This window comes from Rhodococcus sp. NKCM2511 (genome assembly GCF_014905595.1).
GTDB lineage: Bacteria > Actinomycetota > Actinomycetes > Mycobacteriales > Mycobacteriaceae > Rhodococcoides > Rhodococcoides fascians.
Map to the genome: position 1 here is coordinate 12,798 of NZ_BNHJ02000006.1, position 20,904 is coordinate 33,701.

Here is a 20,904-nt window from a genome sequence, read left to right on the forward strand (position 1 = left end):
AGGAGTGGAGCCTGCGGAATGACCCGGTTGGGTAGGCCAGTCGGTGGGTGCGGTTATGTTCGATGAGTGCTGATGTCCAGGATTGTCGAAACCTCTCGGGCCGTGGCCGCGACGCGTTCGCGCAAGGTCAAGATCGAGGTGCTCGGTGCTGTGCTGTCCGAGGCACAGGCGGGTGACATCGAACCGGCGGTGTCGTGGTTGTCGGGCGAATTGCCGCAGGGACGGATCGGGGTCGGCTGGCGCACACTCGCAGATCTGGATGTCCCGTCCGCATCGGAGTCGACACTGACCGTTGCCGAGGTGGACGAGAAGTTGTCCGAGGTGGCGGCGACGTCGGGCGCTGGTTCGGCTGCGCGACGTTCGGCCCTGCTGCTGGGCTTGTTCTCGCGGACCACGGCCGACGAGCGTGCGTTCGTCATCAGGTTGGTCACGGGCGAGCTGAGGCAAGGTGCGCTCGAGGGCATCATGGTCGACGCTGTCGCCGCTGCCACAGCTCTGCCGCAGGCGTCGGTGCGGCGGGCGTTCATGCTGTCCGGTCGATTGTCTGCCACTGCCGTCGCCGCCATGACCGGTGGTGTCGAGGCATTGAACGCCTTTCGACTCGAAGTCGGTCGGCCGGTTCGCCCGATGCTGGCGTCGCCGGCGGAGTCTCTTCGGGGTGCCTGGGAGCAGCTGGCGGGGGATGTGACGGTCGAGTACAAGCTGGACGGTGCCCGAATTCAGGTGCATCGCTCGGGATCCGACGTGAGCATCTACACCCGCACCCTGCGCGATATCACCGCCGGTGTGCCCGAGCTGGTGGAACTGGTCCGTGCACTTCCCTGCGAGTCGGTGGTCCTCGATGGCGAAACACTCGCACTGGACGACAGTGGCAGGCCGCGTCCGTTCCAGGAGACGATGAGCCGGTTCGGTGCCGAGAGCGCACACGAATTGTTGCTGCAGCCCTACTTCTTCGACTGTCTGCATCTCGACGGCGTCGATCTGCTCGACGCTCCACTCGAAGAGCGCCTCGCAGCGCTCGACAAGGTGGCGTCGGGCCATCGGATTCCGAGTGCCGTCCGGCCCGACGCCGACGGGGCGGCCGGCCACTTCGATGCTGCGCTCGATGCCGGGCACGAGGGAGTCATGCTCAAGGCCCTGAGCGCCCCGTATGCGGCAGGCCGGCGCGGAAAGAGTTGGCAGAAGGTCAAACCCGAACACACTCTCGATCTCGTTGTTCTCGGCGCGGAGTGGGGATACGGCCGACGTACGGGCTTTCTGTCCAACCTGCATCTGGGGGCCCGCGATCCCGACGGCGGTGAACCGATCATGGTCGGCAAGACGTTCAAAGGCCTGACCGATGTGCTGCTGCAGTGGCAGACGGAGGAATTCCCGAAGCACGAACGCGAGCGAGATCAGCACACCGTGTACCTGCGGCCCGAGTTGATAGTCGAAATCGAACTCGACGGAGTACAGGTCAGCTCGCGCTATCCGGGCGGGGTGGCGCTGCGTTTCGCCCGAGTGTTGCGATACCGACCGGACAAGAACCTTGCCACCGCGGACACCATCGATGCCGTCCGCGCGTTGTTGCCCAACTCGAACTCGTGAGTGCACCGAGAGCTGTGCACGATTAATACATACGAAACCGGACGAACGATCCCGTAACACGGCGCAAAATACCTTGAGGGTGCAAGCCAGCGAGAGATGGAGTGCCGATGATGTCCACAGTTCGAGCTGCGTTGGTCCAGAGCACGTGGACCGGTGACAAAGAATCGATGATCGAGGCACACGAGGGGTTCGCTCGGTCAGCCGCCGAGCAGGGCGCGAAAGTTGTCTGCTTTCAGGAGCTTTTCTACGGTCCGTACTTCTGCCAGCTCCAGGATGCGAAATTCTACGAGTACGCCGAATCCGTACCGGGCCCGACGGTCGACCGGTTCGCGGCGTTGGCGAAAGAGCTCGGGATCGTCATGATCCTGCCCGTCTACGAGCAGGAACAGCCCGGGTTGCTCTACAACACCGCTGCTGTGGTCGACGCAGACGGCACGTATCTCGGTAAATACCGCAAGCATCACATTCCCCACGTCAACGGATTCTGGGAGAAGTTCTATTTTCGCCCCGGCAACCTGGGGTGGCCGGTGTTCGATACCGCCGTCGGCCGCATCGGCGTCTACATCTGTTACGACCGGCATTTTCCCGAAGGCTGGCGTGCTCTCGGACTTGCCGGTGCCGAGATCGTCTTCAATCCCTCGGCAACCTCACGGGGTCTGTCGAATTATCTGTGGAAACTCGAGCAACCGGCCTCGGCCGTCGCGAACGAGTACTACGTGGGTGCGATCAACCGCGTCGGAATCGAATCCGAGTACGGCGACGACGATTTCTACGGCACCAGCTACTTCGTGGACCCCGAGGGCAAATTCGTCGGCGAGGTGGCGTCGGATTCCAAGTCCGAGATCGTCGTTCGAGACCTGGACATGGACCTGATCAAAGTGGTTCGTGACCGATGGGCGTTCTACCGTGACCGCAGACCCGACGCCTACGGCCCGCTGGTGCAACCCTGATGGCCACCACCTTCGTGCACGGCGGCACTGTCGTATCCACCACCGGCGCACAGGAACTGGATGTGCTCATCGACGGTGAGACCATCGTCGCAGTGCTGGCACCCAGCTCGGTGTCCTTGGCCGCAGATCTGAAGACATCGGCGGACGTCGTCATCGATGCCACCGGGAAGTACGTGATTCCGGGCGGCGTGGACGGACACACGCACATGGAGATGCCGTTCGGTGGCACGTTCGCCTCCGATACCTTCGAAACCGGGACGCGCGCAGCGGCGTGGGGTGGTACGACGACCATCGTGGATTTCGCCATCCAGACTCCCGGCCAACGCGTCCAGGACACTCTGGCGCAGTGGCACGACAAGGCCGCCGGTCGGTGCGCGATCGATTACGGGTTTCATCAGATCATCGGCGACGTCACCGATGATTCGCTGAAAGCCATGAGCGAGTTGGTCTCCGAGGGTGTCACCAGCTTCAAACTCTTCATGGCGTACCCGGGGGTCTTCTACTCCGACGACGGCAAGATCCTGCGCGCCATGCAGTCGGCGGCGGAAACGGGTGCGCTGTTGATGATGCACGCGGAGAACGGGATTGCCATCGATGTCCTCGTGGCCCAATCCATCGCACGCGGCGACACGGCCCCGTACTTCCACGGGACATCGCGTCCGTGGCAGCTGGAGGAAGAGGCGACGCATCGAGCGATCATGCTGGCCGACGTCACCGGAGCGCCGCTGTACGTCGTGCACGTATCGGCAAAGCAGGCTCTCGAACAGATCGCGCAGGCTCGGGGCAACGGGCAGAACGTGTTTGCCGAGACGTGTCCGCAGTACCTCTATCTCTCGCTCGAAGAACAACTCGGTGCACCCGGCTTCGAGGGGGCCAAATGGGTCTGCTCGACGCCCCTGCGGTCGCGAGCCGAGGGCCATCAGGACGAATTGTGGCGCTACCTGCGCACCGGTGACGTGGCAACCGTCAGTACCGACCACTGCCCGTTCTGCATGAAGGACCAGAAAGAAATGGGAATCGGCGATTTCTCCAAGATTCCCAACGGAATCGGTTCGGTGGAACATCGCATCGACTTGATGTTCCAGGGGGTCAAGAGCGGCCAGATCACCCTCGAGAAGTGGGTCGACGTCTGTTGCACCACCCCGGCCCGGATGTTCGGTATGTATCCGAGAAAGGGCGTCATCAGCCCGGGAGCAGATGCCGACATCGTGATCTACGACCCGAACGGGCACACCAGCATCGGGGTCGAGAAGACCCACCACATGAACATGGACTATTCGGCGTACGAGGGTTTCGAGATCGACGGGCACGTGGACACCGTGATGTCTCGCGGGCGCGTCATCGTCGACAGTGGATCCTATTCCGGCACTGCGGGACACGGCCGCTTCGTTCGCCGCGACCTGTCACAGAATCTGATCTGAGCATGGACATCGGGGTGGTGCTGCAGTGCAATCCGCCGGCGTCGCGGGTGATCGATCTGGCCAGACAGGCCGAGACACATGGGTTTTCGCACGTATGGACGTTCGATTCGCATCTGCTGTGGCAGGAACCGTACGTCATCTACAGTCAGATTCTGGCCGCGACCAGGCGTGTGACCGTGGGTCCGATGGTCACCAATCCGGCTACCCGCGATTGGACCGTGACGGCGTCGACGTTCGCGACACTCAACGACATGTTCGGCAATCGAACCGTCTGCGGCATCGGTCGGGGTGATTCCGCGGTCCGCGCTCTCGGAGGGAAGCCGACAACACTTGCCTCGCTTCGAGACTCGATCGAGGTGATCCGAAATCTGGCCAACGGGCGCAGCGCCCGGGTGGGTGAGACGACGGTGCAGTTCCCGTGGGCGGAGCATTCGACGCTGGAGGTGTGGGTCGCGGCGTACGGACCGAAAGCCCTCGAGCTCACCGGGCAGGTAGCGGACGGATTCATTCTGCAATTGGCAGATCCGGATATTGCTGCGTGGACGATCGGCCGAGTGCGTGCTGCGGCCGAGCAGGCGGGCCGAGATCCGGATTCGATCTCGATCTGCGTGGCAGCTCCCGCCTACGTCACCGACGGTACCGAGGCCGGGCTCGAACATGCCCGCCATCAATGTCGTTGGTTCGGTGGGATGGTCGGCAATCACGTCGCCGATATCGTCGCACGCTACGGCGGTGACGGCGGCGGTGTTCCGCAGGCACTCACCGACTACATCGCGGCGCGCAAAGGATATGACTACAACGAGCACGGTCGAGCCGGAAACTCGCACGCAGAATTCGTTCCGGACGAGGTGATCGACAGGTTCTGCCTACTGGGCACCCCGGCCGATCACATCGCCAAGCTGAAGGAGCTCGAGGCGCTCGGCGTCGACCAGTTCTCGGTGTACCTGCAGCACGACGCCAAGGCAGCGACGCTCGAAGCGTACGGAGAGAGCATCATCCCGCAGATTCGCACATCTGTCACGGCTACGTCGTGACGGGCGACGGGACTGTTGCCGTCGGCCAGTCGTACGCTCCGGTGAGTGTCACACCGAAGAAAGGCGGCAAGTAGATGGATCACGTGTTCTACTCCTGGTCGGCGCAGGCCGAACTGAACCCGATCACCGTCGAGGGTGCCGAGGGGTCGTGGTTCTGGGACGACAAGGGCAATCGGTACCTGGACTTCTCGTCCCAGTTGGTCAACGTCAATCTCGGGCATCAACACCCCGACGTGGTGGCCGCCATCGTCGAACAGGCCCAGGTTCTGACGACCATCTCTCCGACCGTGGCCAACAACAAGCGCAGTGAACTCGCCGCTCTGATCGCCGAACGCGCTCCGGGTGATCTGAAACGGGTGTTCTTCACGACGGGCGGTGCCGAAGCCGTCGAGCACGCGGTGCGGCTGGCGCGCCAGCACACCGGACGCACGAAGATGCTTGCCGCCTACCGCTCGTACCACGGCGGAACCGGAGTCGCTATCGGTCTCACCGGCGAGCCGCGGCGATGGGGTACCGAGCCGACCAACGTCGACGTCGTACGCTTCTTCGGGCCGTACCCGTACCGGTCGCCCTGGGGCACAACGACTCCCGAGGACGAGACAGCCGCAGCGCTGGCGCACCTCGAACAGGTCATCGTGCTCGAAGGCGCGCAGAACATCGCCGGGCTGATCCTGGAATCGGTCATCGGTACCAACGGTGTGCTCATCCCGCCGCCCGGATATCTGGCCGGCGTTCGAGCGCTGTGCGACAAGTACGGAATCGTCTACATCGCCGACGAAGTGATGGTCGGGTTCGGGCGAATCGGCGAATGGTTCGCGTGCCAGGCCTGGGATGTGACACCGGATCTGATCACCTTCGCCAAGGGCGTCAACTCCGGATACGTGCCCCTCGGCGGGGTCGTGATCTCGGAGAAGATCGCCTCGCAGTTCGACCACAAAGCCTATCCGGGCGGGTTGACCTACTCCGGCCACGTCCTCGGGTGCGCCGCGGGTGTGGCATCCATCGGAGTGTTCGAGCGCGACAAGATCCTTCCGCACGTGCGTCACGTCGGCGAGGACGTACTCGGTGCGGGCCTGTCCAAGCTGGCCGAATCTCACCCCAGCGTGGGCGAGGTGCGCGGCAAGGGATTCTTCTGGGCCGTCGAGTTGGTCAAGGACGGCACGACGCGGGAGCCGCTGGTGCCCTTCGCCGCGTCGGGCAAGGACGCGGCGGCGATGGGCACCGTGACCGCCGCGGCGAAGTCACGGGGTCTGTGGCCCTTCGTCGCAGGCAACCGTCTGCAGATCGCGCCGCCGCTGACGACGACCGAGGACGAGATTCGTCAGGGACTGGAAATCCTCGACGAGGTATTGACGGTGGCGGACGGGTTCACCGTCTGACTCGGGGTCGTGCGCGGAAACTCGACTCCTGCTACGAGGCAGGAGTGGAGCCTGCGGAACGACCCGAAAACACTGCGCGCACGTGCGGCGTCAGCCGCTCTGATCAGAGCACAGCACCGGGGTTGAGGATTCCGGCCGGATCGAGAGCGGTCTTGATTCGCCGGGTCAGTTCCATGACGTCTTCGCCGACTTGATCGGGTAGCCAGGCCTTTTTGAGGCGACCTACGCCGTGTTCCCCGGTGATGGTGCCGCCCAACGAAATTGCCAGATCCATGATGGCTCCGAATGCGACGTTGGCCCGGCGAGTCATGTCGGCGTCCTCGGGGTCGAACACGATCAGCGGGTGGGTGTTGCCGTCACCCGCGTGCGCGATGACGGCAACCAGCACGTCGTACTTCTTCGACAATTCGGCGATACCGTCGACGAGAGCCGGGAGGGCGGGTAGCGGAACGCCGACATCCTCGAGCAGCAGGCTGCCGAGTCGCTCGACCGCTGGGATGGCGAATCGTCGTGCGGCAGCGAAGGCCTCACCCTCGTCGGGGTCGTCAGTGGTGAAGACATCCGAGGCACCGGCCTCGGTGCATGCTGCGGCCATGATCTCGATCTCACGCCCTCGATCGGCACCGGGGGAGTCGGACCGAGCGATGAGCATCGCCGCTGCCTCGCGGTCGAGTCCCATGTTCATGGCGTCTTCGACGGCACCGATGGACGCACGGTCCATGAACTCGAGCATCGACGGTCGCAAGGTACGGGTGATGGCCAGAATGGCAGTCGTCGCATCGTGCACGGAGGCGAACGAAGCGACCACGGTGCTGGCCGGAGGTTGGGCCGGGATCAGCCGCAGAGTGATCTCGGTGATGATGCCCAGGGTGCCCTCGGATCCGACAAACAACTTCGCAAGAGACAGTCCCGCAACGTCTTTCAGGCGTGGACCGCCGAGTCGGACGGCCGTTCCGTCGGCCAGGACGACCTCGAGTCCGAGAACGTAATCGGTGGTGACGCCGTACTTCACGCAGCACAGACCGCCGGCGTTGGTCGCGGCATTGCCGCCGATGGAGCACATCTCGAACGACGACGGATCCGGGGGATACCACAGGCCGTGTTCGGCGACTGCCTTCTTGACTTCGGCGTTGAGCAACCCGGGTTGTACGACGGCTATGCGGGTCACCGGGTCGACGGTGATCTCGCGCATCAGCTCGGTGGTGAGCACGATCCCGCCGTCGACGGCCGTGGCACCACCGGACAGGCCCGAGCCGGCCCCGCGCGGGACGACCGCCACCGCGTGTTCGGTGGCCCACCGCATGACGGCTCTGACGTCGTCGGTGGACTGCGCGCGGACCACGGCCAATGGGATACCCGCGTCGGGGTCCTTGGCCCAGTCGCGTCGGTATCCCTCGGTGATGTCGGGGTCGGTGACCACGGCACCGGCGGGAAGCAGCGCTTCGAGCTCGTTCAGGTGGGCATCTGCATCGGTAGTCACCGACATCCGGTTCTCCTCACGTCGTACATGTGACCGTCGCCACTCGAGTCTGTCACGACTCGCAGTGGGGCGTGAACGAGGACGACTCCGAGAATGTCCGAGTCACATCAGTAACACCAGCCCCAGGCGTTACCAGATCGATGCGTCGTCGACACGCAATGTTGTAGTTCGCAGCGCTAGCGTCCAGCGCAGCGCATCTCGCACCCCATGCGGTGCGGGTCGACAAGGAGGCTGCACGATGATCGATCCCGGAAGTGACTCCTGGAACTATGTGGCGGCGATGTTCTCGTACGAATTTCTCGGGGGCGGAGTCGAATACGACACCATCGAGCGCATTCACCGCGGCGAGGTCGACGAGTGGGTGCACGCGTTGCTGCAATCCGGGATGTTCGAGAGCGCGACCGTCGCGGCCATCGCCGACTCGTGGCGTGCAGCACCCCGCCGATTGTTCGACATGCTCGTCCTCGATGCCGACGAAATGACTGCTCGGCGTTGCTCTCTCGCGTGGTCGTCCCTCGATCGGCTCGCGCCGCTCGCTCGGCTGGGCTGATCGCGGGTCACACGGATCGCAGGTCACGTGCCCAGAATTGTCGTCCCGGAGTGGTCGACCACGATTGCCTGGCTGTCGGTCAGTCCGTGAGTTTCGATTCCCTCGCGTCGCAGACGGCGCAGCGTCGCCCACCCCGAATCCTTCTCGTTTAGCACGGAATCGAGATGCGGGACGACGGAGAAGTCGACGAGACCGAGCCCGCTCCACATCGGATCGATGCCTGCGACCGGCCGTACCTCGTTCGGGTCGTCGGCATCCTCGACCCCGGCCAGCGACGGCGCAGCGACACACGCTCCCGCGCTGTACCCGCCGTAGGCGATGGTGTCGGCCCGAACGCGCCCGCGGATGACGTCGTCCGCACCGGAACGAGCCATCTGAGCGCGCAACACGAACGTGTTGCCACCGCGGACCCAGACTGCGTCGAACGCTGCCAGGGCGCGCTCGAATGCGGCCGGCCTCCCGGCGAAATCGCGCAGATCCAACTCCGACGGCCGGTATCCCAACGCGCGCAGGGGTCCGAACTCGCTGCGGAGCGAGGATTCGCGGGCGGTGGCGGGCCAGGCATCGGCCGCATTGGCGATGACCGCGAGATCGGCGGGCGGGCCGGTGAGGCGGGCGAACTCGTCGGAATGGCCGCCGAATCGATACGAAGACAAGAACAACCTCACGGGGTCTGCTCCCCGGCGACCCTGGCCATTCCGGATCGAATTGCCTCGGCCACCCGTTCGGGTTCACGCAGGCGACGGGTGACGAACCCCGCCGCGAACTTCAGCCGGTCGCGGTCCCAGCGCGGCACCACGTGCAGATGCAGGTGAAAGACGGTTTGGAATGCGGCGACGCCGTCGTTGATCACCAGGTTTGCACCGTCGGCGCGGAGGTCGGAGTCGCGCACTGCGCGCGCCAGCGTGTGCCCGACGCGGAAAACGTCGGCAGCTGTGTCCGGTCCGGTGGAGGTCAGGTCTGCGGAATGCTTGCGCGGAACCACCAGAACGTGGCCCCTGCTGATCGGTCGAATATCGAGAAAGGCGACGGTGTGCTCGTTCTCGAACACGCGGTGGGCAGGTGCGTCGCCGGCGACGATGGCACAGAAGATGCAAGATTCCACGATTGTCACTGTAAGGTCCGATCATCACGGATAGACCTGTATGGCGTGCATCACAATTGCTCGCCCTGTAGTCGCGAAATGTCGAAACGGACTCGATTCAGAACGAATCGGACTGTGTTCTGGGTTACCCGCGCTCCATTACCTGTGGCTACTATCAGGAACCTCGTGCCTTGTCGCATGGGTTCGTCCACTCGTCGCAGATTTCGAGCCATTGGCCGATCGGTGGGCACCATTCAACGCAGGAAGACGGAGATTTGGATACATCGCAGAGCACTGAAAAGGGTTCGGGATCCACGACGGTCGTCGGTGTGGTCCGCGAATCGGGGGAAGGTGAGCGACGTGTCGCTCTGGTCCCGAAGATCGTTGCCGCGCTCACGGGCAAGGGTGTCGAGGTCGTCGTGGAATCGGGTGCCGGACTCGGCGCTCTGATCCCGGACGAGCTCTATGTCGCAGCCGGGGCCACGATCGGCGATCCCTGGGGCTCGGAGGTCGTGGTCAAGGTCGCGCCACCCACCGACGCAGAGATCTCGAGGCTGAAGTCGGGCTCGACGCTCATCGGTTTCCTCGCCCCACGCAATGCCGAGAACAGCATCGGCGCGCTGAAGGCCGCCGGAGTACAGGCGTTCGCGGTCGAAGCCATTCCGCGTATCTCCCGCGCTCAGGTGATGGACGCCTTGTCTTCTCAGGCGAACGTCGCCGGGTACAAGGCCGTTCTGTTGGCCGCGTCGGAGTCCACGAGGTTCTTCCCGATGCTGACCACCGCCGCCGGAACGGTCAAGCCGGCGACTGTGCTCGTTCTCGGTGTCGGTGTGGCCGGCCTGCAAGCCCTGGCCACCGCGAAGCGTCTCGGTGGTCGACCCACCGGCTACGACGTGCGACCGGAGGTAGCCGACCAGGTCCGTTCCGTCGGCGCGCAGTGGCTCGATCTGGGGATCGATGCTGCCGGCGAAGGCGGCTACGCGCGTGAGCTGACCGAGGACGAACGCGTCCAGCAGCAGCGTGCCCTGGAAGAGGCCATCAAGGGATTCGACGTCGTGATCACCACGGCGTTGGTGCCCGGCCGTCCCGCACCGCGTCTGGTGACGGCCGCCGCAGTCGAGGGTATGAAGCCCGGCAGCGTCGTAATCGACCTGGCCGGTGAGACCGGCGGAAACTGCGAACTCACCGAGCCCGGCCAGACCGTCGTCAAGCACGACGTCACCATCTGCTCGCCGTTGAACCTGCCTGCCACGATGCCCGAGCACGCCAGCGAGCTGTACTCGAAGAACATCTCGGCTTTGCTCGAGCTCATGCTGGTCGACGGCGCACTCGCTCCGGATTTCTCCGACGAAGTGCTCGCCGGTGCCTGCGTGACACGTGAGAAGGAGAACTGATGTACACCCCGCTTCTCGCGAACATCGCGATCCTGGTGTTGTCCGGGTTCGTCGGTTTCGCGGTGATCTCCAAGGTGCCGAACACCTTGCACACCCCGCTGATGTCGGGAACCAACGCCATCCACGGCATCGTCGTGTTGGGTGCGTTGGTCGTCCTGGGGAAGGTGCACGATCCGTCCATCGGACTGCAGGTCATCCTGTTCGTCGCGCTGGTGTTCGGAACCGTCAACGTCATCGGTGGCTTCGTGGTCACCGACCGCATGCTCGGCATGTTCAAGTCCAAGCCGGTGCCCGCCAAGACCTCGAAGGGTGCTGACTCCTGATGGACAACCTTGTCAACATTCTCTACATCGTCGCCTTCGGCATGTTCATCTACGGTCTGATGGGTCTGACCGGACCGAAGACAGCCGTGCGGGGCAACCAGATCGCCGCGGTCGGCATGTTCATCGCCGTGGTGGCCACGCTGATATCCATTCGCGACACCGGTAACTGGATCCTGATCATCGTCGGACTCGTCGTCGGCGTGGCGCTGGGAATCCCGCCTGCGCGACGGGTGAAGATGACGGCGATGCCGCAGCTGGTGGCTCTGTTCAACGGCGTCGGCGGTGGCACGGTCGCACTGATCGCGTGGGCCGAGTTCCTCGACACGTCCGGATTCTCGAACTTCAACCACGGAGAGTCGCCGACGGTGCATATCGTCATCGGCTCACTCTTCGCGGCGATCATCGGTTCCATCTCGTTCTGGGGCTCTCTCATCGCCTTCTTGAAGCTGCAGGAAACTCTGCCCGGCTCGCCGATCACCATCGGTAAGTTGCAGCAGCCGCTCAACGCTCTGCTGCTGATCGGCGCTGTGGCCGCTGCAGTGGTCATCGGCATCAACGCCACTCCGGGCGGCGGCGTATCGCAGTGGTGGATCGTCGCGGTTCTCGTACTGGCAGGCATCCTCGGTCTCACGGTGGTACTGCCCATCGGCGGCGCGGACATGCCGGTCGTCATTTCGCTGCTCAATGCTCTGACCGGTCTGTCTGCTGCGGCTGCGGGTCTGGCGCTCAACAACACCGCGATGATCGTGGCGGGCATGATCGTCGGCGCGTCCGGCACGATCTTGACCAACCTCATGGCCAAGGCCATGAACAGGTCCATTCCGGCGATCGTCGCAGGTGGATTCGGCGGCGGCGACGCGGCTGCAGGCCCGGCCGGTGCAGGTGGGGGAACCGCCAAGGCGACCTCGGCGGCAGACGCAGCGATCCAGATGGCCTACGCCAACCAGGTCATCGTCGTGCCCGGCTACGGCCTTGCCGTCGCTCAGGCACAGCATGCCGTCAAGGACATGGCCAAGTTGCTGGAGTCCAAGGGCGTGGAGGTCAAGTACGCCATTCACCCCGTCGCCGGTCGCATGCCGGGACATATGAACGTGCTGCTCGCCGAGGCCGACGTCGCGTACGACGCGATGAAGGAAATGGACGATATCAACGACGAGTTCTCTCGCACCGACGTCACGTTGGTCATCGGAGCGAACGACGTGACCAACCCGGCGGCGCGCAACGATCCGTCGAGCCCGATTCACGGGATGCCGATTCTCAACGTCGATCAGTCGAAGTCGGTCATCGTCCTCAAGCGGTCGATGTCGTCCGGCTTCGCCGGAATCGAGAACCCACTGTTCTTCGCGGAAGGCACGTCGATGCTGTTCGGCGACGCAAAGAAGTCGGTGTCCGAGGTGACCGAGGAGCTCAAGGCCCTCTAGTCGGTCGCCATCTCGGCCCGGATGGGACGCTTCCGTGTCAACGGAAGCGTCCCATTCTGCGTTGGGCGACGAGGGCAGCGGTATCGAACGGGTTTCGAGCCTCGCGGGCAGCGGCTGCGGGTGAGAAGAGCATTACCACCGAGCACGCCGGCCACCACACGCCCGTGATCAGCAGTGCGCTGACAATCCCGACGGGGGAGACGGACCCGACGGCCAGTTGTGCCACTCCGACAGCGAGGGCGGCGACGGTCCCGAGTCCGAGGATCATCGGCCGCCACGTGGCCGATGCCACCATCGACGCGGCCCCCACGAGCGCTGTGACAGCGACGAGCTGCCCGCTCGGAAGGTCGGTGGCCGTTGTCGACGACGCCGCGAGGTGACGCACCAGAGCTGTGGTCACTTCCGCGCCGACGACGCAGGCAATCACCACCCCGATGCCGTAAGGCAGTTTTCGGACCAGGGCGACAACGGTGAGGGCGGCGAGGACGGTCAGCACTGCGGTGACGTCAATAGTGCTCAGTGCTCGCGAGGCCAGGGCGGCAGCCGGGCTCGTGGAGACGGGCCACACCGGTGCCATGTTCGGCACCCACATCAGTAGTACCGACAAGAGCGCCGCGCAGAGGCCCGACACCGTCAGCCGGGTGCGGATCGCCCGTCGGTGCGCTCGCTCGCTCGTGTTCGCCGAACGGCTCTCGTTGCCGGCTCCACGGGGTGACCGGATCGGTCCGCTGTCGAGACTCGGTGATCGCATGGACGCCAGACTGCCGCAGTCGGCTGAGCGTGAGGTGTGAGCATCGTGGGAGCCGGCTGAGCATCTGCGGTAACGGTCGGATCACGACGAAGAAGCGTCGATTCCTTGTTGTAGCCGCAACCTAGTAATGGCGATCTGTCAAATTCCTGGAGTCTGTAAACAGCCGAAAAACCGAACCGAAAGTAGAATTTGACCCTGCAACCAACCGATCGGTCGGAGTGCGTGGTCCAGTGCGGTGTAGGGGAGGCTACTCGACTGCGGCTCCAAGTAGTTGCTCTCGAGTGTCGCACCGCGCCTACCTGGACTTTTGTGCGGAGTTTGTCTCCTGTCACAGTATTTTGAAATGCGAACTATGAATTCGTTGCAAGTCGTTGATCGGATGGGCCGATCTGTGTGACTATGGTCACATAGTCCAGTTCACCCTGGGCGAGACCGTCGAAAAGGGCGTAGTTTCAGCCGCATCGGAAAACCGTATTCCCCCGTTACGGCCAAGTTGGTAACGATCTGAACACGGTCTGGTCGGCTCATCGCAACTCGTGAACGGGCATTCGGCACCAACAGAAGTCGGAAACTCGAAGGAGAAGAACATGACCACAATGTCGCAGGGGCAGCTCGATATGGTCCGCGCGTTCTTTTGCAACGAGTTCCAAGCGGACTCGCTGGACCGTACGGTGATGCCGGAGCCCACGGCCGATGCCGTTGCCGAATGGATCGACGCGCTGTCCACCAGTGGACTGTTCGCACCCGCGGAGGTGCACAACATCTCGTCCGTCTGGTGTGCTGAGCCCGAGTCGATGACCGCACTGCTCGTCGGCGAAATCGACGAAATTGCTGTCAAGCGGCACGAGGCCGCTGCCGTTGCTACTCCGGCGCTGATCTCCGCGTTCGGTCGCGCCAGCTGACCGTCTGTGCTCGTGCCACCGGCATCCGTTGGCACCGCTTCGTTACGATCACCCGAACCGGTGATGTCCGTCGGCAACGGTGCCGCACAACGAAGTGAGGGTTTTGTATGGGCGTGGTGGGCTTGGACGAAGATGCAGTGTCGACGTGGATCGCGGAGCTGGGGATAGGCGCAACATCGCCGCTCTCGTTTCAGCGCATCGGTAACGGCCAGTCCAACCTCACGTATGCGGTTCGCGACGCCGGTGGCAGTGCGTGGGTCCTTCGCCGGCCGCCGTTGGGCAAATTGTTGGCGTCGGCCCACGACGTCGTGCGCGAGCACCGGATTCTCTCCGGTCTGCAGAATTCGCCGGTCCCTGTGCCGAAAATGATTGCGATCACGCAGGATCCAGGCATTTCCGAGGTTCCGTTGGTCCTGATGAGTTTCGTCGACGGGGTCGTCGTCGACTCTGTGTCGGCTGCCGAACAGTTGGACCCCGATCAGCGTCGACGTGTCGGACTCGGTCTGACCGCGGCGTTGTCCGACATACACCGTGTCGACCTCGAGTCGTCGGGTCTTGCCGACCTCGCCGGCCGCAAGCCCTACGCTGCGCGTCAGATCGCGCGGTGGACCACGCAGTGGGACTCCTCCCGAACCCGGGAGGTTCCTGGAATCGACTCGCTCGCAGCACGATTGACGGCCAAGATCCCCGAGCAGCACGAGGTGACGCTGGTTCACGGCGACTTCCATCTGAGCAACGTCATCACCGCTCGAAACGACGGCCGCGTGGTTGCCGTCGTCGACTGGGAGTTGTGCACGCTCGGAGACCCGTTGGCGGATCTGGGTGGTCTGCTCGCCTACTGGCCTCAGGCGGACGACGGGGTTGCCGGTCCTTTCATGGCATCGACTCTGCCCGGTTTCCCTACCCGGGCGGAGCTGGTCGAGTCCTACGCGCACAACACGGGCCGCGATGTGACCGATGCCGGATTCTGGGAAGTGCTGGCGCTGTGGAAGTTGTCGATCATCGCCGAAGGCGTCATGCGCCGGATGGAAGCCGATTCACGCAACCGCGCCGTGGGCGGCGCGCCGACCACCACGCTGATCGACGACATCGTCACCCGAGCGCTGCAGCGCGCCGACGAAATCGGGCTCTAGATTCAGGCGTCTACTGACGTTCCGATCACCAAAGTGCGTGCCGCAGTTTCGATTTCGGAGGGAATGGGGACGGGGCGACGGGAGTTCGCGTCGACGTAGACGTGAACGAACCGTCCCCGAGCGGCCAATGTCAGTGCGTCGTCCTCGGCTTCTCGGAACAAGGCCAGCGAGTAGACGATGCTGCGGGTGCCCAGCTTCTCCACCGCAAGACCGACCTGAAGGCGATCGGGAAAACTGAGCTCGGACAGGTAGCGGCACGAGGTTTCGGCCACGACGCCGATCGCGGGCAGAGTCCTGATGTCCACACCCGTCGTTTCCATGAGCCACCCGTTCACTGCGGTGTCGAAGTATGCGTAATACGTCACGTTGTTGACGTGGCCGTAGTGGTCGTTGTCGTCCCATCGGGTCGACACCGGCCATAGCGCCGGGAAATCCGACGCATTCGACAATTCCACGCTGTCCTTCGGCGACTCCGTCATGGCACGACGCTAACCCGTCGCCACGTCGGCAACAAACGCGACCGGATTCGAGGCATCGGAGAGGCTGAGTCCGGGCGAATGCTTCCTCGGTATCGCCGTTGTGACGTAGTCTTTGGTTGGACCGGACCAGTCCGTACCGCTGGTTCTGCGAGTGATCGAAAGGCCGGCGCAGTGGTGATGCCCGTACACCTGAGGGACAGTCAGATCCCGAAGCACGAACAGCTACGCGCAATACTGTTGCACCGCTGCACCAAGGAGCTTTCGCCGGGGGATCTGATGCCGAGCGAGCGTCGGTTGATGGAGGACTACGGCGTCAGTCGCATCACGGTACGCGAGGCGATAGGACAGCTCGTCAACGACGGACATCTGGTTCGGGTACGTGGGAAAGGGACGTTCGTTGCTTCTCGTACCGTGCAGTCGCGGTTGCACCTGGCGTCGTTCTCCGAGGAGATGCGTGCCCAGGGGCTGACGCCGACGACGGTGGTCCTGTTCGCGCGACTCGAAAAGCCCTCGGCAGCAACGATTCGTGCTCTGGGCCTGGTCGACGGTGATCGGACGTACCACATCAAACGGCTACGGCTGGCCGATGCCGAGCCGGTCAGTGTCGACGACGGGTGGTACCGGGCCGAACTCCTTCCGGGGCTGATCGACCACGATCTGAGTCAGTCGGTGTACGAGGCCGTGCGCAACCACTACGGCCTGACCATCGATCGAGCCGAGCAGACCGTCAAAGCGACAGCCGCCGACAGTGACACCTCCACGCTGCTGGGGACCAAACGCGGCGCACCGGTGCTGTACTTCGACCGAGTGTCGTTCAGCGGCGACGAGCCGATCGAGCACACGGAGAGTTGGTACCGGTGCGACCGGTACCAACTCTCGATGGAGGTGCAGGGGGAGCGGCGCACCACGCAGCGCCGCTAGGCTCAGGGCAACACGAACAGCGAGTCACCCTGTGCCACCGACGTTCCGACGGCCGCGCTCGTGACGGCATCGGGCTCGGAGTCCATCAGGACCACGGGAATCACGTCGGAGTATCCGGCCTCCGCGATCGCCGCAGGGTCGTAGGTGATCACGAGATCGCCGGATTGAACCCGATCGCCCTCTGCTGCAACGAGTTCGAAACCCTGGCCCTTCATCTTCACGGTGTCGATGCCGATGTGCACCAGCACTCCCGCCTTGTCGTCGGTGAACACGACGAACGCATGTGGGTGGAGTTTGAGGATCTTGCCGGCTATCGGAGACCGCACCTCGACGGGCCCGCTACCGGCCGCCGGGCGCACGGCGACCCCGGAGCCCACCATCTGCGAAGAGAAGACCGGGTCGGGGACGTCGGCGAGCGAGATGACCTCACCGGCAACAGGACTGGAGATCGTCGAGGTCCCGCTCACAGAATGTCGCCGATGTCCTCGGCGAGGGTGTCGGCCTCCGGGCCGACGATGACCTGCACGGCTGTCCCCTTGTGGAACACTCCGTGCGCACCGGCTGCCTTGAGCGCAGCCTCGTCCACCAGCGACCCGTCCTTGACCTCGGTACGGAGCCGGGTGATGCACGCTTCGATCTCTACGATGTTGTCGGCACCGCCGAGGCCCTTCACGATCGCGTCCGCCTTGGCCATGTTCTGTTCCCGCTTCCTTCTCGTGTGCAGTGGTGTCGGCGAGGTCACATCTCCGGGTTGACATGTGGTCGTCACCTGGCCAAACTACAACTGGTAATGACCGGACAGTACCCCTGATGTCATCCGGTCACAACAGTAGAACTCCCTTGCCGGACCAGCCTCGAAGAGAAGGTCGCCATGACCCTGAAGAAGACGGACTCGGCCGAAGCCGAACCGAAGAAGGAATCCAGATCTCTCGCCGGGTTGCAGCGATTCGGGCGCAGTCTCATGCTGCCCATCGCGGTTCTTCCTGCGGCGGGAATCCTGTTGCGGCTGGGCCAGGACGACCTCCTCGGCAGATTCAGTGCTCTGGGCACCGCGGCGGCCGTCATCTCCGCTGCAGGACAGGCGGTGTTCACCTGGTTGCCCTTGATATTTGCCGTGGGCATCGCCATCGGCTGGGCCAAGAAATCGGACGGCTCGACCGCCCTCGCCGCCGTCGTCGGCTACATGGTGATGAACGGTGTCTTCACCGCGATGTCACCGGTGGTACTGGAAGGCAAAGTCGACGCGAACGGCGATCCGGCCGTGATCGACTACGGCGTGTTGGCCGGCATCGTCATCGGCTTGCTCTCCGCCATTCTGTGGCAGCGGTTCTACCGCCAGAAACTGCCGGATTACCTCGGCTTCTTCAGCGGACGACGTCTGGTTCCCATCCTGACCGCTGTCACCGGCCTCGTCGTCGCCGTCGTCATGTCGTTCGTCTATCCGCTCTTCTACAGCGCACTGAACTGGGTCGGAAACACCGTTGCCGATCACAGTGTGGTGGGTAGCGGGATCTACGGTTTCGCCAATCGCATGCTGATTCCGACGGGACTGCACCACATTCTCAATTCGGTCGTCTGGTTCCTCGTCGGTGATTATCAGGACGCGAGTGGTCAATTGGTGCGTGGCGATCTCAACCGATTCTTCGCGGGAGATCCGTCCGCGGGAGTCTTCATGACCGGCTTCTTCCCCATCATGATGTTCGCTCTGCCTGCCGCTGCATTCGCGATCTATCGCAACGCCAAGCCGTCGCAGAAGAAGATCGTCGGCGGAATCATGTTGTCCACCGGTCTGACTGCGTTCGTCACCGGCATCACCGAACCGCTCGAGTACTCGTTCATGTTCGTCGCCTGGCCGCTCTACATCATCCACGCCGTGCTGACCGGAACCTCCATGGCACTGACCAATGCCCTGGGAATCCATGACGGCTTTTTCTTCTCTGCCGGCGGTATCGACTATCTGTTGAACTACGGAATCGCCACGAAGGCATGGCTTCTCATTCCTATCGGCCTGGTGTATGCGGTGATCTACTACTTCCTGTTCAGCTTCGTCATCAAGAAGTGGAACCTGCGCACCCCCGGCCGCGAGGACGACGCGGTGCTCGAACCCGACCGGGCATGAGCGAATCCATCACGACGGCGCTCAGGGGGCGGGTCGTCACACCCGACGCGGTCATCGACGACGCCGTCGTGGCATTGTCCGGCGATCGAATCTCCTGGGTGGGTCCGGTGGTGGCGTGGCCCGACGAGGCTCCACCGCAATCGAATTCGACAATCCTGCCGGGCCTGGTCGATGTGCACTGCCACGGCGGCGGCGGGGCGTCGTTCCCGGATTCTGCCCGTGCCGATCTGATGACCGCGGTATGGCACCACCGTGGCCGCGGCACCACCACGATGCTCGCATCGCTGGTGTCGGCATCCCCTGGGCGACTGGTCGAGCAGACGTCGACGCTCGCCGATCTGTACGAGTCGGGGGACATCGCCGGGGTCCACCTCGAAGGGCCGTTCCTGTCTGTTGCCCGCTGCGGGGCGCAGGACCCCGCGTCACTCCGCGGCGGCGACACCGGTCTGCTGGCAGACATCATCGACGCCGGGCGGGGATCGGTACGGTCGATGACACTTGCTCCCGAAGTCGACGGCTTCACGGCCGTCGGACACATGTTGCGAGAGAACGGCATCGTCCCCAGCATCGGGCACACCGACGCCGACGCACGCACCACTCGCAGCGCAATCGACGCCCTCGGAGAGGGTGCCATCGGTGCCACGCACCTGTTCAACGGGATGCCCACCTGGCATCATCGGTCGCCGGGGCCGGTCAGCGAATGCTTGGCTGCCGCGGCGCGAGGGTCGATGGTGCTCGAATTGATCGGCGACGGAGTACATCTCGCCGACGAGACCGTGCGAGCGGTGTTCGATCTCGTCGGCGGTGGGAACATCGCGTTGGTGTCCGACGCGATGGCTGCAGCGGGAATGGCCGACGGCCGCTACCGGCTCGGGCCGCTGGATGTCACCGTGCACGATTCGGTCGCCCGCCTGTCGCGGGAGAACGATCCCGAGTCGGCCCCGATCGCGGGCGGCACGTCGAGTGTGCTCGACCTGGTACGCCGCGCAGTGCTCGACGCCGGCGTGCCATTGCTCGACGCAGTGCGTGCCGGGGCAACCACCCCGGCAGCATTGATCGGGATCGGGGCCGAAACCGGTTCTCTCGTCGCCGGATCGAGAGCGGACGTGCTGGTGGTCGACGCATCCTTCGAGCCGGTGCAGGTCATTCGCGGCGGACGCGCGATCGAGGAGGAAAGTTAGATGGAGATCGTCGTACTCCCTACAGCTACCGACGTGGACCGAACCGCGGCCGACGTCGTCGAGCGCGTCGTGCGAACCGACTCGGTCCCGGGATCGGGCCCCGTCCTCGGGTTGGCGACCGGGTCGAGTCCCGTCGGCACGTATCGCGAGCTGGCCCGCCGACATCGCGAGGAAGGGCTGTCCTTCGCTGGGTGTCGAGCGTTTCTGCTCGACGAATACATAGGGCTACCCAGAACTGCTGAGCAGTCGTATTTTTCGTTCATTCGCGAGAACTTCGTGGACCTCGTCGACCTAGACGATTCCGCGGTGTTCTCGCCGGACGGTGAAGCCGTCGACATCGCTGCCGAAGCGCGACGATACGACGCCGCGATCGGGGAGGCCGGTGGTATCGATGTGCAGATTCTCGGCATCGGCACCGACGGACACATCGGCTTCAACGAGCCCGGATCGTCACTTCGGTCGAGAACCCGGGTCAAGACGCTCACCGAACAGACTCGGGTCGACAATGCGCGCTTCTTCCCCTCGCCGGAGGAGGTGCCGCACCACGTGCTGACGCAAGGCCTCGGCACCATCGACGAGGCGCGTCATCTCGTGCTCATCGCTACCGGAGAATCCAAGGCAGACGCGGTGGCCGCGGCCGTCGAGGGGCCGTTGTCGGCACGCTGTCCTGCGTCCGCGATTCAGTGGCATCCACACGTGACGGTACTGGTGGACGAGGCAGCTGCCGTGTCCCTCGCTCTCACGGACTACTACCGCCACGCCTACGCGAACAAGCCCGCGTGGCAACGCCTGTGA

The 20,904-nt window shown here is 63.9% G+C and carries 22 protein-coding genes; 15 read left to right on the forward strand and 7 right to left on the reverse strand.

The features are described 5' to 3' along the window. Positions 1-66: 66 nt before the first annotated feature. The 5 genes from JLZ96_RS24525 (at position 67) to JLZ96_RS24545 (ending at position 6,371) form a co-directional block, all read left to right on the forward strand. Positions 67-1,587: an ATP-dependent DNA ligase gene (locus JLZ96_RS24525; RefSeq protein WP_201011533.1), complete on the forward strand. Its 1,521-nt coding sequence runs from the start codon at positions 67-69 to the stop codon at positions 1,585-1,587. Between the two features lie 110 nt (positions 1,588-1,697). Beyond that, on the forward strand, positions 1,698-2,537 hold the full coding sequence (locus tag JLZ96_RS24530; protein WP_201011551.1) for a nitrilase-related carbon-nitrogen hydrolase: 840 nt from the start codon (positions 1,698-1,700) through the stop codon (positions 2,535-2,537). Further along, a complete protein-coding gene (hydA, locus tag JLZ96_RS24535; protein ID WP_201011534.1) occupies positions 2,537-3,958 on the forward strand; it encodes a dihydropyrimidinase in 1,422 nt (473 codons plus the stop codon). The genes JLZ96_RS24530 and hydA overlap by 1 nt, the downstream gene beginning before the upstream one ends. Positions 3,959-3,960: 2 nt before the next feature. Further along, the gene (locus JLZ96_RS24540) at positions 3,961-4,992 is read left to right on the forward strand and encodes a TIGR03842 family LLM class F420-dependent oxidoreductase (RefSeq protein WP_201011535.1); all 1,032 of its coding nucleotides are present in this window, start codon (positions 3,961-3,963) and stop codon (positions 4,990-4,992) included. Positions 4,993-5,066: 74 nt separating this feature from the next. Continuing rightward, complete coding sequence (locus tag JLZ96_RS24545; protein ID WP_057473190.1) at positions 5,067-6,371, forward strand: aspartate aminotransferase family protein; 1,305 nt, start codon at positions 5,067-5,069, stop codon at positions 6,369-6,371. Between the two features lie 103 nt (positions 6,372-6,474). On the opposite strand, the gene JLZ96_RS24550 is transcribed toward JLZ96_RS24545, so the two are convergent. Beyond that, positions 6,475-7,857 carry an FAD-binding oxidoreductase gene (locus tag JLZ96_RS24550; RefSeq protein ID WP_135047488.1) on the reverse strand — a complete coding sequence of 461 codons (1,383 nt, stop codon included), beginning with the start codon at positions 7,855-7,857 and terminating at the stop codon, positions 6,475-6,477. 232 nt (positions 7,858-8,089) lie between these two features. Between JLZ96_RS24550 and JLZ96_RS24555 the strand changes: the two genes are divergently transcribed. Beyond that, the gene (locus tag JLZ96_RS24555) at positions 8,090-8,401 is read left to right on the forward strand and encodes a hypothetical protein (protein ID WP_032401262.1); all 312 of its coding nucleotides are present in this window, start codon (positions 8,090-8,092) and stop codon (positions 8,399-8,401) included. A 23-nt stretch (positions 8,402-8,424) separates the two neighbouring features. On the opposite strand, the gene JLZ96_RS24560 is transcribed toward JLZ96_RS24555, so the two are convergent. Together JLZ96_RS24560 and JLZ96_RS24565 are read right to left on the reverse strand one after the other, a co-directional pair. Beyond that, positions 8,425-9,069 (reverse strand): Type 1 glutamine amidotransferase-like domain-containing protein, encoded by a 645-nt coding sequence (locus JLZ96_RS24560; RefSeq protein WP_201011536.1) that lies wholly within the window; start codon positions 9,067-9,069, stop codon positions 8,425-8,427. Further along, positions 9,066-9,506, reverse strand: a complete 441-nt coding sequence (locus JLZ96_RS24565) for an HIT family protein (protein WP_201011537.1) — start codon at positions 9,504-9,506, stop codon at positions 9,066-9,068. Before JLZ96_RS24565 ends, JLZ96_RS24560 begins: the two co-directional genes overlap by 4 nt. Positions 9,507-9,760: 254 nt before the next feature. On the opposite strand from JLZ96_RS24565, the gene JLZ96_RS24570 reads away from it, so the two are divergent. The 3 genes from JLZ96_RS24570 to JLZ96_RS24580 are packed head-to-tail and all read left to right on the forward strand — an operon-like array spanning position 9,761 to position 12,623. After that, on the forward strand, positions 9,761-10,879 hold the full coding sequence (locus JLZ96_RS24570) for a Re/Si-specific NAD(P)(+) transhydrogenase subunit alpha (protein WP_032391964.1): 1,119 nt from the start codon (positions 9,761-9,763) through the stop codon (positions 10,877-10,879). Next, a complete protein-coding gene (locus tag JLZ96_RS24575; RefSeq protein WP_027497943.1) occupies positions 10,879-11,202 on the forward strand; it encodes an NAD(P) transhydrogenase subunit alpha in 324 nt (107 codons plus the stop codon). The genes JLZ96_RS24570 and JLZ96_RS24575 overlap by 1 nt, the downstream gene beginning before the upstream one ends. Then, on the forward strand, positions 11,202-12,623 hold the full coding sequence (locus tag JLZ96_RS24580) for an NAD(P)(+) transhydrogenase (Re/Si-specific) subunit beta (RefSeq protein WP_027497942.1): 1,422 nt from the start codon (positions 11,202-11,204) through the stop codon (positions 12,621-12,623). The genes JLZ96_RS24575 and JLZ96_RS24580 overlap by 1 nt, the downstream gene beginning before the upstream one ends. Positions 12,624-12,660: 37 nt before the next feature. Here JLZ96_RS24580 and JLZ96_RS24585 read toward each other — a convergent pair whose 3' ends face one another. Beyond that, positions 12,661-13,374, reverse strand: a complete 714-nt coding sequence (locus JLZ96_RS24585) for a hypothetical protein (protein ID WP_155291244.1) — start codon at positions 13,372-13,374, stop codon at positions 12,661-12,663. Positions 13,375-13,961: 587 nt separating this feature from the next. Between JLZ96_RS24585 and JLZ96_RS24590 the strand changes: the two genes are divergently transcribed. Beyond that, a complete protein-coding gene (locus JLZ96_RS24590; RefSeq protein WP_141214498.1) occupies positions 13,962-14,276 on the forward strand; it encodes a hypothetical protein in 315 nt (104 codons plus the stop codon). Between the two features lie 107 nt (positions 14,277-14,383). Further along, complete coding sequence (locus JLZ96_RS24595) at positions 14,384-15,409, forward strand: phosphotransferase family protein (RefSeq protein WP_201011538.1); 1,026 nt, start codon at positions 14,384-14,386, stop codon at positions 15,407-15,409. 2 nt (positions 15,410-15,411) lie between these two features. Here the strand turns inward: JLZ96_RS24595 and JLZ96_RS24600 are convergent, their stop codons facing one another. Next, positions 15,412-15,888 (reverse strand): thioesterase family protein, encoded by a 477-nt coding sequence (locus tag JLZ96_RS24600; protein WP_027497940.1) that lies wholly within the window; start codon positions 15,886-15,888, stop codon positions 15,412-15,414. Between the two features lie 174 nt (positions 15,889-16,062). Here JLZ96_RS24600 and JLZ96_RS24605 point away from each other — a divergent pair, with 174 nt between their 5' ends. Then, on the forward strand, positions 16,063-16,809 hold the full coding sequence (locus JLZ96_RS24605) for a GntR family transcriptional regulator (protein WP_027497939.1): 747 nt from the start codon (positions 16,063-16,065) through the stop codon (positions 16,807-16,809). A 2-nt stretch (positions 16,810-16,811) separates the two neighbouring features. Here JLZ96_RS24605 and JLZ96_RS24610 read toward each other — a convergent pair whose 3' ends face one another. Then, the gene (locus JLZ96_RS24610; protein ID WP_201011539.1) at positions 16,812-17,276 is read right to left on the reverse strand and encodes a PTS glucose transporter subunit IIA; all 465 of its coding nucleotides are present in this window, start codon (positions 17,274-17,276) and stop codon (positions 16,812-16,814) included. Then, positions 17,273-17,503, reverse strand: a complete 231-nt coding sequence (locus JLZ96_RS24615) for a glucose PTS transporter subunit EIIB (RefSeq protein ID WP_027497937.1) — start codon at positions 17,501-17,503, stop codon at positions 17,273-17,275. The genes JLZ96_RS24610 and JLZ96_RS24615 overlap by 4 nt, the downstream gene beginning before the upstream one ends. Before the next feature lie 177 nt (positions 17,504-17,680). On the opposite strand from JLZ96_RS24615, the gene JLZ96_RS24620 reads away from it, so the two are divergent. From JLZ96_RS24620 to nagB, 3 genes are read left to right on the forward strand one after another with little or no spacing between them, the layout of a single operon-like run. Beyond that, on the forward strand, positions 17,681-18,928 hold the full coding sequence (locus tag JLZ96_RS24620) for a PTS transporter subunit EIIC (protein WP_032365561.1): 1,248 nt from the start codon (positions 17,681-17,683) through the stop codon (positions 18,926-18,928). Continuing rightward, a complete protein-coding gene (locus JLZ96_RS24625) occupies positions 18,925-20,109 on the forward strand; it encodes an N-acetylglucosamine-6-phosphate deacetylase (RefSeq protein WP_201011540.1) in 1,185 nt (394 codons plus the stop codon). The genes JLZ96_RS24620 and JLZ96_RS24625 overlap by 4 nt, the downstream gene beginning before the upstream one ends. After that, on the forward strand, positions 20,110-20,904 hold the full coding sequence (gene nagB, locus JLZ96_RS24630; RefSeq protein WP_032406299.1) for a glucosamine-6-phosphate deaminase: 795 nt from the start codon (positions 20,110-20,112) through the stop codon (positions 20,902-20,904).